We start from the raw sequence: 11,154 nt of genomic DNA on the forward strand, positions 1-11,154 counted from the left end.
GACGGGTTACTCGTCGCCCATCAGGCCAAAGGTGACGACACTGCTCAGCGAGCGATCTTCTGTCTTGATGGTGCTGGGCTGATATTTCATGTTCTTGTCGAACGCATCGCTGTTGGGGTAGTTGATCGCCAGCAGGGCCGTCGCGTCGTCGGCCGCTTTCTTCAGGTCGAGGAAGCGGTAGGTGTCAATCAGGATCTTCAGGGAATCCTCGACCGCCGGCGTGTTGGGGAAATTCTCCAGAACGTAGCGGGCCCGGTTGTTGGCCGCAATGTAGGCCTGGCGCTTGATGTAGTAGCGCGCGGCGTGCAGTTCCAGTTTGGCCAGGCGGTTGCGGATCGCCACCATGCGCTGGCGGGCGTCGGCGGCATAGTCGCTGTTGGGGTAGCGGCTCAGCAGTTCGGAGAAGTCACGGAAAGCCTGGCGTTGTTCCCCGGGATCTCGCTCGGAAATGTCGATCGGGAAGAACTTGCCGGCGAGGCTGATATCCAGGTTGTAGGACGCCAGGCCACGCATATAGAGGGCGTAGTCTGCGTGTTCGCTCTGCGGGTTGAGCCGCAGGAACCGATCCGCGGCGGAGCGTGCACCTTCCAGGTCGAGATTCTGGTAGCGGGCGTAGATCAGGTCCAGTTGCGCCTGTTCGGCGTAGCGGCCGAAGGGGTAGTAGGTTTCCAGGGACTCGAGATTGCGTTCGGCCTCGTTGAAATTGCCCCCGTTCATGGCCGAGCGGGCCTGCTCGTAGTAGGTCTTTTCCGGCAGGACTTCTTCCGGTTTGGATGCACAGCCGGCGATCATCGCGAGGATGGCCGACAACAGCAGCAAGCGAACACCTGATCTCATGCCTGATTCCCGTATAATGAAAAGCGTTCGACATTGTAACGGCCCTATACCACCTTGTGCAGGGGCCTGACATGCTTTACAAAAAATTTAGGGGATTGAATGTCCGCGGAAGACCGTATAAGCGGTGAATTTGAAGTGCCGGCCGAGCTGAGTGACCGTCGCCTGGATCAGGCGGTGGCGGAATTGATGCCCGAGCATTCCCGGTCCCGTATCCAGGGCTGGATCAAAGCCGGCGACCTGACCGTCAATGGGCAGGCCCGCAAGCCGCGTGACAAGGTCATGCTGGGCGACGTCATCGCCGTCAATGCGGAGCCGGAAGTCCAGGTGACCTGGGAAGCGGAATCCATCGACCTGGACATCATCTACGAAGACGAGCATATCCTCGTGATCAACAAACCGGCCGGACTGGTGGTCCATCCCGCCGCGGGTCACGCTGCCGGCACGCTCGTCAACGCGCTCCTGCACCATGCGCCGGAAGTCGACAAGCTGCCCCGGGCCGGCATTGTCCATCGGCTGGACAAGGACACCAGTGGCCTGATGGTGGTTGCCCGCAGCTTGATTGCCCACACTTCGCTGGTGGATCAGCTGCAGACTCGCACCATGGGACGGGAATACGATGCCGTCATGGTGGGCACGATTACCGGCGGCGGTGCGGTGGATGCCCCCATCGGCCGGCACCCCACCCAGCGCAAGAAGATGGCGGTCGTCTCCGACGGCAAACCGGCGGTGACCCATTACCGGCTCGTCGAGCGATTCCCCGCCCACACACACGTGCGCTGCAAGCTGGAAAGCGGGCGGACGCACCAGATCCGGGTGCACATGGCTCATATCCGTCACGCCCTGGTCGGCGATCCGGTCTACGGCGGTCGGATGCAATTGCCGAAGGGTTGTACGCCGGAACTCAAGGAGGTGCTGCGCCTGTTCCAGCGTCAGGCGCTGCATGCCCGAAAGCTGACCCTGGTCCATCCCGCCACGGATGAGGAAATGAGCTGGGAAGCGCCGTTGCCCGCCGACATGGCTGAGCTTCTGGACGCCTTGCGCGCCCACGCCAACGCGCAGGAGCAACGATGACAGTGCCGCTGATCGTGCCGGCGTGGCCGTTACCGGACAATGTCCGGGCGGCGGTGACGACACGCGTCGGCGGTATCAGCGAGCCGCCTTATGACACCTTGAACCTGGGCGATCACGTTGGTGACGCTGCTGCGGCGGTCACCGCCAACCGATCCCGGGTGGCGGATTATCTGGGGCTCCGACCGGAGTCGATCGGCTGGGTTCGGCAGGTCCATGGCACGGACGTGGCAGCCTTGCCTGGTGAGGCAGGTGGCGAAGCCGACGCCTCCTGGACGCGCGACCCAGGCGTGGCCAGTGCCATTTTGACGGCGGACTGCCTGCCGGTCCTGTTCTGCGCCGACGACGGCTCTCAGGTCGCGGCGGCTCATGCCGGTTGGCGTGGCCTGGCCTCGGGTGTGCTGGAGACGACGCTGTCCACGTTCCGGAGCGTCGATGAAGTGAGTGTCTGGCTTGGCCCGGCCATCGGTCCGGATGCTTTTGAAGTGGGTGGCGAGGTTTTTCAGGCTTTCGTGGAGCACGATGCCAACGCGGCGTCTGCCTTTCGCAACTCTCCCGATCGGCCCGGTCATTACCTCGCCGATCTCTACACGCTGGCTCGCCTCCGGCTGTGTCAGGCCGGCATCCAGGCTGCACGAATCCATGGCGGCGGCTTCTGCACGTTCCGTGATCGTGAACGCTTTTACTCCTACCGGCGCGATGGCCAGACCGGTCGAATGGCCAGCTTGATCTGGCGTGTATGACGCCAGAGTGGTCAGGCACCTGCGGTAAATTTGATCCAGCGCAATCGTCTACTTGATTTCCCTCACGACCGCTTGAAGTCCCCTCCGACGCCCCTACATTTAAAACAGATCACAACGCCAGAGACGGATTGAACGTCTCCCACAGCGGCGTTTTCTATCCGGAATCGAGGAAACAACATGCGAATCGACAAACTGACCAGTCGACTCCAGACCGCACTGGCCGAAGCGCAGTCCATTGCGGTGGGTAAGGACAACAACTTTATCGAGCCACTCCATCTGATGCAGGCATTGCTGGATCAGGACGGCAGTTCTATCAAACCCCTGCTGAAGCAGGTCGGGGCGGACCCGGCGCGCTTGCGCCAGTCCGTGGCCCGGGAAATCGAAAACCTGCCGGAGGTCAAAGGTTCGGCCGGCGACGTGGCCATGTCCAATGACCTGGGGCGCTTGTTCAACATTGCGGACAAACTGGCACAGCAGCGTAAGGATCAATTCATTTCCAGCGAGCTGGTCCTGCTGGCGGCGCTGGAAGATCGCGGCACGCTGGGTCGCGTCCTGCGCGAGCACAATGTGGATCGAAAGGCGCTGGAGCAGGCGATCGACGAAGTTCGCGGTGGCGAATCGGTGGACGACGCCTCGGCCGAGGAGAACCGTCAGGCCCTGTCCAAGTACACGATTGACCTGACCGAACGCGCGGCTGAAGGCAAGCTGGATCCGGTGATCGGCCGGGACGACGAAATCCGCCGCACCATCCAGGTCCTGCAGCGCCGGCGCAAGAATAATCCGGTGCTGATCGGTGAGCCCGGCGTGGGTAAAACGGCGATTGTCGAAGGTCTGGCTCAGCGGATCGTGAATGGCGAGGTGCCTGACGGTCTCAAGGATAAAAAGGTCCTGTCACTGGATATGGGCTCGCTGATTGCGGGCGCCAAGTTCCGCGGGGAGTTCGAGGAACGTCTCAAGGCGGTGCTCAATGAACTGTCCAAACAGGAAGGCCAGATCATCCTGTTTATCGATGAGATCCACACGATGGTCGGAGCTGGCAAGGCCGAAGGCTCCATGGACGCGGGCAACATGCTCAAGCCGGCGTTGGCACGGGGCGAGCTGCACTGCGTGGGCGCCACGACTCTGGATGAGTACCGCGAAAACATCGAGAAGGATGCGGCCCTCGAACGTCGATTCCAGAAAGTGCTGGTGTCCGAGCCCTCCGAGGAAGACACCATCGCCATCCTGCGCGGCCTGAAAGAACGCTACGAAGTGCATCACGGCGTTGAGGTCACTGACGGCGCGATCATCGCGGCGGCCAAGCTGTCGCACCGGTACATCACCGATCGTCAGCTGCCGGATAAGGCGATTGACCTGGTCGATGAAGCGGCCAGCCAGATCCGCATGGAGATGGACTCCAAGCCGGAGGCGCTGGATCGTCTGGAGCGCCGGCTGATCCAGCTCAAGATTGAGCGCGAGGCCCTGAAGAAGGAAACCGATGCGGCATCCAAGAAGCGTCTTGAGGAACTCAAGGATGTGATTGGCAACGTCGAGCGCGAGTATGCCGACCTCGAGGAAGTCTGGAATACGGAAAAAGCCGCTCTGCACGGCTCCCAGAAGATCAAGAGCCAGCTGGAACAGGCCCGGATTGATCTGGAAAACGCCCGTCGTGCTGGCGACCTGGGCAAGATGTCCGAGCTGCAATACGGCACGATTCCGGAACTCGAGCGTCAACTGGACATGGCCAGCCAGGCCGAAATGATGGAAATGAAGCTGCTGCGCAACCGGGTGACGGACGAAGAGATCGCCGAAGTCGTGTCCAAGTGGACCGGGATTCCCGTGTCCAAGATGCTCGAGGGTGAGCGCGACAAGCTGATGCGCATGGAAGAGGCCCTGCACGAGCGGGTGATTGGGCAGGACGAAGCGGTCGAGGCCGTGGCCAATGCCGTGCGGCGGTCCCGTGCCGGGCTGTCCGATCCCAACCGGCCCAACGGCTCGTTCCTGTTCCTCGGGCCCACGGGCGTGGGCAAGACCGAGCTGTGCAAGTCGCTGGCCTCATTCCTGTTCGACACGGAAGAGGCGATGGTGCGGATCGACATGTCCGAGTTCATGGAGAAGCACTCCGTGGCGCGGTTAATCGGCGCGCCTCCCGGCTATGTGGGTTACGAGGAAGGGGGCTACCTGACCGAAGCGGTCCGTCGCCGGCCCTACTCTGTCCTGTTGCTCGATGAGGTGGAAAAGGCGCACCCGGACGTGTTCAACATCCTGTTGCAGGTGCTGGAAGATGGGCGCCTGACCGACGGCCAGGGGCGCACGGTCGATTTCCGCAACACCGTGATCGTGATGACGTCGAACCTGGGGTCGGACCTGATCCAGACCATGGCCGGCAAGGACGATTACAACGCCATGAAAGACGCGGTGATGGAGGTGGTCGGCACCCATTTCCGCCCGGAATTCATCAACCGGGTTGATGAAGTGGTGGTGTTCCATCCGCTGGCGCGCAACCAGATCGAAGGGATCGCACGGATTCAGATCGGGTCGCTGAGTCGTCGTTTGCGGGATCAGGACATGACGCTGGAGTTGTCCGATGCCGCGATGGATCGGATCAGCGAAGTGGGGTACGACCCGGTGTATGGCGCGCGTCCTTTGAAGCGGGCCATCCAGCGATTGATCGAAAACCCGTTGGCTCAGCGCCTGCTGAAGGGTGACTTTGCGCCGGGCGACACCATTGTGGCGGACGTCGACGGCGATCAGTTGGGGTTTAGTCGTAAAGCCGCCTGATCAAGGAACGGTTATCCATTAACCTAACGAAAAAGGGGCCTCTTGAGGCCCCTTTTTATTTTGAGACGACGATGGCTCAGTTCGTGCAATCTTCATCGATGATTTTCTGGAACTGCTCTTTCTTCTCCTGGATTTCTTCCGGAGACAGGTAGCGCTGCTCGCCGTCTTCGCTGATCTTGATGCGGGCGTGGTTGCTGATGGTCTGCAGGTTCTTGGTGGCGATTTCGCAATTCTTCTGGCGTTGCTTGGCCTGAGCTTCTTCCTCTCGGCTCTCTTTGTCTTTCTTGGCCTGCTCGGCGCGGGATTTGTCGAGGGCGTCGACTTCCTGTTGGGGCGACATCCGTTTCTCGTCGGTGTCCGCTTTGGACGTGCCGGAGCGAACATTGACGGTCTCGCTCTGCTTGTTCATCGGTTTCTGGTCGCCGAAGTGAACGACGCCATTTTCATCCTTCCACTTGTAGACGGAAGCGGCGGTTGCCGTAATAGAGCTGATGGCGAGTAAAAAGGTCAGAGCAATGCCAAGTGTTTTCATGCAGATACAACCTGTTTCCCTGTTCAACCGGCAATCGGACATTGCCGGCGGATTCAACTGTCGTCACGCCGCCATTCTGCCATGGCTGGGCCTGTTCTGCTTAGGATTAGCCAAAAACTGTGCGATGGCCAGCATCGGGCTGTCGTAATTATGTAACCGCATTGGTCCCCAAAAGCCGCCGCGGCGCGCCTTCGCGAGGCTTCGCTATTGACAGGACGTTTCCCGCTGTCACAATTGGCGATTGCCTGAAAACAGGGGTGAATACGGCAGGCAATCCCGAGCAGTATCCCCGTTGATTACCACGCTGAACCTTTCGCGCAGCCCGCGTGATGGGGCTGTATTCCGTGCAGCCCGACGAATGGCCGACCTCCGGCACCCTCAGGAGGCCCGGCTGGCCAGGAGAGACAACCTCTGCGTCCCTCAGTGTGGTGGAATGTCCGGTCCGGCTTTCACAAGAAGCAATGCACCGGAACCCCAGGCAACCGGCGACAGTCCGGTACATTCACTCTATAGAGAGGGTAGAGAAAGTGGAGTTATTGTCTGGCGCAGACATGCTGATCCGTTCCCTGCAGGATGAAGGGATCGAGTACATCTACGGTTATCCGGGTGGTGCAGCGCTGCATATCTATGACGCCCTGTTCAGGCAGGACAAGGTCAAACACATCCTGGTTCGCCATGAACAGGCCGCTGTTCACATGGCGGACGGTTACGCCCGGGCCAGTGGCAAGCCCGGTACCGTACTGGTGACGTCCGGTCCCGGTGCGACCAATACCATTACCGGCATTGCCACAGCCTTCATGGATTCCATTCCGATGGTGGTTCTCTGTGGTCAGGTGGCTTCCACCCTGATCGGCGAGGATGCGTTCCAGGAAACGGACATGATCGGTGTATCCCGTCCCGTGGTGAAGCACAACATCAGTGTGCGTCATCCGTCGGAGATCCCCGAAGTTATCCGCAAGGCCTACTACATTGCGGCGACCGGCCGTCCGGGACCGGTGGTGGTCGATATCCCGAAGGATATGACCACGCCTAACGAGCGCTACGAGTACGAGTACCCCAAAAAGGTCAAACTGCGCTCCTACAATCCTGCGATTCGGGGCCATGCCGGCCAGATCCGCAAGGCGGCGGAAATGCTGCTGGCGGCCAAGCGTCCCATCATCTATGCCGGTGGTGGCGTCGTTCTTGGCAAGGCCTCGGAGCAATTGACGGACCTGGCGCACATGCTGGGCCATCCGGTCACCAATACCCTGATGGGCATTGGCAGCTTCCCGGCCTCCGACAAGCAGTCACTGGGCTGGCTGGGGATGCACGGTTCCTATGAATCGAACATGGCCATGCACCACTCGGATCTGATCCTCGCGGTGGGTGCCCGTTTTGACGATCGGGTGACCAACGCCACCGAGAAGTTCTGCCCGGGCGCACGCATCATCCACATCGATATCGACCCGGCGTCCATTTCCAAGACGGTCGAAGCCGACGTGCCCATTGTCGGTCCGGTGGATTCGGTGCTCAAAGAGCTGATTGCCCTGGTCAAGGAAAGCAAGGCCAAGCCGGATAACGATGCACTCAAGGCCTGGTGGAAGCAGATCGACGAGTGGCGGGCGTTTCACGGTATGCGCTACGAAAAGAGCGATACCTACATCAAGCCCCAGGAAGTGATCGAAGCGCTGCACCGGCTGACCAATGGCGACGCCTATGTGACGACCGACGTCGGCCAGCACCAGATGTTCACGGCCCAGTACTACAAGTTCAACAAGCCCAACCGCTGGATCAATTCCGGCGGCCTCGGCACCATGGGCTTCGGCCTGCCGGCGGCGATGGGTGTCAAGTTGAGCTACCCCGACGATGACGTCATTTGCGTCACCGGCGAGGGCAGTATCCAGATGAACATCCAGGAGCTGAGTACCTGTAAGCAGTACAACCTGCCGGTGAAAGTGGTCAACCTGAACAATCAGGCCCTGGGCATGGTCAAGCAGTGGCAGGACATGAACTACGAATCCCGTCACTCCCAGTCCTACATGGAATCCCTGCCGGATTTCATCAAGCTGGCCGAGGCCTATGGCCACGTGGGTATTCGCATCGACCGCAAGGAAGATCTTGAGCCCAAGCTCAAGGAAGCCTTCGCGATGAAGGACAAACTGGTCTTCATCGATATCTATGTTGATCCGCACGAGCACGTCTACCCGATGCAGGTGGCCCGTGGCTCGATGAAGGACATGTGGCTCAGCAAAACGGAGAGGGTGTGATCCATGCGTCGAATCATTTCTGTTTTGCTTGAAAACGAGCCGGGTGCGCTGTCTCGCGTTGTCGGCCTGTTTTCCCAGCGCAACTACAACATCGAGACCCTGACGGTCGCGCCGACTGAGGATGAAACGCTTTCTCGACTGACGGTCACCACGACGGGGTCGGATCGGGTTATCGAGCAGATTACCAAGCAGCTGAACAAGCTGATCGAGGTGGTCAAGCTGGTGGACCTGACCGAGGGCTCGCACATCGAACGCGAACTGATGCTGATCAAGCTCAAAGCGAGTGGATCGCAACGCGCGGAGATCAAGCGAACCGTCGATATTTTCCGGGGTCAGATCGTGGACGTGACCAGTACGGTCTATACCGTCCAGTTGGCCGGGGATAGTGACAAGCTCGATGCCTTTATCCAGGCGGTCGGCACCACCGGTGTTCTGGAGGTCGTACGTTCAGGCGTCTCGGGCATCGCCCGGGGTGAAAAAGTTCTCAGTATCTGATTCTCAGTAACTGATAGTCACCATTTAAAGACTCGCGACCGGATGCGGTCCGATAGGTAACAGGGGAAAGTTATGCAGGTTTTTTACGATAAAGATTGTGATCTCTCCATCGTCCAGGGCAAGAAAGTGGCGATCATTGGCTACGGCTCCCAGGGCCACGCTCACGCCAACAACCTGAAGGATTCCGGCGTCGACGTTGTGGTCGGTCTGCGTGCCGGCTCTTCCTCAGCCGCCAAGGCCGAAGGCGCTGGCCTGACCGTCAAGACGGTTGCCGAAGCGTCCAAAGAAGCGGACATCGTGATGGTTCTGGCTCCGGACGAGAACCAGAAAGCCATCTACGAAAACGAGATCGAACCAAACCTGAAGAACGGTGGCGTGCTGGCGTTCGCTCACGGCTTCAACGTTCACTACAACCAGATCGTGGCTCGCAAGGATCTGGACGTGATCATGGTGGCACCGAAGGCGCCGGGCCATACCGTACGCACCGAGTTTGTTCGTGGTGGCGGTATTCCGGACCTGATCGCCATCCACCAGGACGCTTCCGGCAACGCCAAGAACATTGCGCTGTCCTACGCCAGTGCGATCGGCGGTGGCCGTACCGGTATCATCGAAACCACATTCCAGGACGAAACCGAAACCGACCTGTTTGGTGAGCAGGCCGTTCTGTGTGGCGGTACCGTTGAGCTGGTGAAAACGGCGTTCGAAACGCTGACCGAGGCGGGCTACGCGCCGGAAATGGCGTACTTCGAGTGTCTGCACGAGCTGAAGCTGATCGTCGACCTGATGTATGAAGGCGGTATCGCCAACATGAACTACTCCATCTCCAACAATGCGGAGTATGGTGAGTACGTCACCGGTCCGGAAGTCATCAACGAGCAGTCCCGTGAAGCCATGCGCAATGCACTGAAGCGCATCCAGAGCGGTGAATACGCCAAGATGTTCATCCAGGAAGGCAATACCAACTACCCGTCCATGACGGCGCGCCGTCGCCTCAATGCCGGTCACGACATTGAAGTGGTGGGTGAGAAGCTGCGTTCCATGATGCCGTGGATCTCCGCGAACAAGATCGTGGACAAGGAAAAGAACTAAGCGTTAGCTTTGTCGGAAAACGCGACCTTCGGGTCGCGTTTTTTCGTTGTGGGCATCTTGCTTTGCATTTCTGTCACTTGACCGTACAGGGTGGTGGATCAGCTATAATGCCCGTTGCATGTTTTGTGGGTTGAATCGGAATGAGCGAAAAAAACGAATCGGAACACAGCGTCTCGAACACAGATGAAGCGCTGCAGCAGGATGGAGAAGTTGTGGAAGAAGAAGTGGTTGAGGGCGCGCGGGTCCGTCGCAAGGGGATTTACCTGCTGCCCAACCTGCTGACGACGGCTTCGCTGTTTTCAGGCTTCTTCGCGATGGTGTCGGCCGCCAATGGCATGTTTGAGAAAGCGGCAATTGCCATCTTTGTCTCCATGATTCTGGATGGTCTGGACGGCCGTGTCGCCAGGATGACCAATACCCAAAGCAAGTTCGGTGAGGAGTACGACAGCCTGGCCGACATGGTCGCCTTTGGCGTTGCGCCGGGTTTGGTCGCGTTTTTCTGGTCTCTGAACAGCTTCGGTAAATTCGGCTGGGCCATTACCTTTATTTACGTGGCAGGTGCCGCCTTACGTTTGGCGCGCTTCAATACTCAGATTGGTTCGGTCGACAAGAAATATTTTGTCGGTTTGCCAAGTCCGTCGGCCGCTGCTGTTGTGGCGGGGCTGGTCTGGTGCTTCCAGGGGTTCGAGCCCCAGGTCTGGCTCAAGTTGCTGACGGTTCTGGTGGTCGCTGGCGCGGGCGTATTGATGGTCAGCAACATCCTCTACCGCAGCTTTAAGGATCTGGACTTGCGGGGGCGTGTGCCTTTTGCGGCCATTCTTGTCGTGGTCCTGGTGTTTGTGGTCGTGACATTGGATCCTGGGACGGTGCTTTTTGTCGGTTTCCTGGTCTATGGGCTGTCCGGACCGACTCAGGCGTTGTTCCGTAAAATGAGGCGAACCAAGCCGGTTGCTTCTGACGGAAATGAAGGCGGCCAATAAGGCCAGCGTTCTATCTGAAAAAAGGGCTGTTTCCAGGCTGGAAACAGCCCTTTTGTCGTTTATGGATGCTCGTGTGGATTTTCAGGCAGGGAGTTGGTCTTTACCTTCGACGCCGTTTTGCCGGGTTTGCTGATTTTTGGTGGTTTTATGATCGGGTTCGGGGAGTATCTGGTCGTCTTCTGAACAGTTCATTTCGGAAAACCGAGACTTTGACTAAAAAGCTTTAAAAAGGCCTTTACAGGTCCGCTGGGGTCTGTAGAATGCGCATCTCTTTCGAGGGGCACGCCACTGAGGCGGGGTCGGAATCGAAAGGCAACCGATTGTTTTGATTAAGAATTTCGAGTTTCAGATTTCTTCAAAACAACGGTTGACAGGGTGGCAAAGCAGTGTAGAATGCGCGCCAC

General features: G+C 58.9%; 9 protein-coding genes. 7 read left to right on the plus strand and 2 right to left on the minus strand.

Annotated elements, in window-relative coordinates; genetic code table 11:
* Nucleotides 1-6: 6 nt before the first annotated feature.
* Entirely contained in the window at nt 7-837 is an 831-nt protein-coding gene (locus JL474_RS21195; RefSeq protein WP_123634218.1) for an outer membrane protein assembly factor BamD, read from the minus strand.
* Between the two features lie 99 nt (nt 838-936).
* Between JL474_RS21195 and rluD the strand changes: the two genes are divergently transcribed.
* The 3 genes from rluD to clpB all read left to right on the plus strand — a co-directional run bounded on the left by rluD (nt 937) and on the right by clpB (nt 5,408).
* Entirely contained in the window at nt 937-1,908 is a 972-nt protein-coding gene (gene rluD, locus JL474_RS21200) for a 23S rRNA pseudouridine(1911/1915/1917) synthase RluD (RefSeq protein WP_203143977.1), read from the plus strand.
* Entirely contained in the window at nt 1,905-2,648 is a 744-nt protein-coding gene (gene pgeF / locus JL474_RS21205) for a peptidoglycan editing factor PgeF (RefSeq protein WP_203143979.1), read from the plus strand. Before rluD ends, pgeF begins: the two co-directional genes overlap by 4 nt.
* 177 nt (nt 2,649-2,825) lie before the next feature.
* Complete coding sequence (clpB, locus tag JL474_RS21210) at nt 2,826-5,408, plus strand: ATP-dependent chaperone ClpB (protein ID WP_203143980.1); 2,583 nt, start codon at nt 2,826-2,828, stop codon at nt 5,406-5,408.
* Between the two features lie 76 nt (nt 5,409-5,484).
* Here the strand turns inward: clpB and JL474_RS21215 are convergent, their stop codons facing one another.
* A complete protein-coding gene (locus tag JL474_RS21215; protein WP_236012422.1) occupies nt 5,485-5,940 on the minus strand; it encodes a DUF4124 domain-containing protein in 456 nt (151 codons plus the stop codon).
* A gap of 527 nt (nt 5,941-6,467) precedes the next feature.
* On the opposite strand from JL474_RS21215, the gene JL474_RS21220 reads away from it, so the two are divergent.
* The 4 genes from JL474_RS21220 (at nt 6,468) to pssA (ending at nt 10,750) form a co-directional block, all read left to right on the plus strand.
* Nucleotides 6,468-8,186: an acetolactate synthase 3 large subunit gene (locus JL474_RS21220; RefSeq protein WP_203143982.1), complete on the plus strand. Its 1,719-nt coding sequence runs from the start codon at nt 6,468-6,470 to the stop codon at nt 8,184-8,186.
* A gap of 3 nt (nt 8,187-8,189) precedes the next feature.
* The gene (gene ilvN, locus JL474_RS21225; protein ID WP_123636764.1) at nt 8,190-8,681 is read left to right on the plus strand and encodes an acetolactate synthase small subunit; all 492 of its coding nucleotides are present in this window, start codon (nt 8,190-8,192) and stop codon (nt 8,679-8,681) included.
* A gap of 72 nt (nt 8,682-8,753) precedes the next feature.
* Nucleotides 8,754-9,770: a ketol-acid reductoisomerase gene (gene ilvC, locus JL474_RS21230; protein ID WP_123636763.1), complete on the plus strand. Its 1,017-nt coding sequence runs from the start codon at nt 8,754-8,756 to the stop codon at nt 9,768-9,770.
* A gap of 140 nt (nt 9,771-9,910) precedes the next feature.
* Nucleotides 9,911-10,750, plus strand: coding sequence for a CDP-diacylglycerol--serine O-phosphatidyltransferase (gene pssA, locus JL474_RS21235; RefSeq protein ID WP_123636762.1), 840 nt, complete (start codon nt 9,911-9,913; stop codon nt 10,748-10,750).
* Nucleotides 10,751-11,154 lie beyond the last annotated feature (404 nt).

The organism is Marinobacter mangrovi (genome assembly GCF_016798325.1).
Lineage (GTDB): Bacteria > Pseudomonadota > Gammaproteobacteria > Pseudomonadales > Oleiphilaceae > Marinobacter_A > Marinobacter_A mangrovi.

Bases quoted from the DNA above. Each gene is read 5' to 3' on its own strand.
- JL474_RS21195 (WP_123634218.1), bottom strand. From the start codon at position 837: ATGAGATCAGGTGTTCGCTTGCTGCTGTTGTCGGCCATCCTCGCGATG.
- rluD (WP_203143977.1), top strand. From the start codon at position 937: ATGTCCGCGGAAGACCGTATAAGCGGTGAATTTGAAGTGCCGGCCGAG.
- pgeF (WP_203143979.1), top strand. From the start codon at position 1,905: ATGACAGTGCCGCTGATCGTGCCGGCGTGGCCGTTACCGGACAATGTC.
- clpB (WP_203143980.1), top strand. From the start codon at position 2,826: ATGCGAATCGACAAACTGACCAGTCGACTCCAGACCGCACTGGCCGAA.
- JL474_RS21215 (WP_236012422.1), bottom strand. From the start codon at position 5,940: ATGAAAACACTTGGCATTGCTCTGACCTTTTTACTCGCCATCAGCTCT.
- ilvN (WP_123636764.1), top strand. From the start codon at position 8,190: ATGCGTCGAATCATTTCTGTTTTGCTTGAAAACGAGCCGGGTGCGCTG.
- ilvC (WP_123636763.1), top strand. From the start codon at position 8,754: ATGCAGGTTTTTTACGATAAAGATTGTGATCTCTCCATCGTCCAGGGC.
- pssA (WP_123636762.1), top strand. From the start codon at position 9,911: ATGAGCGAAAAAAACGAATCGGAACACAGCGTCTCGAACACAGATGAA.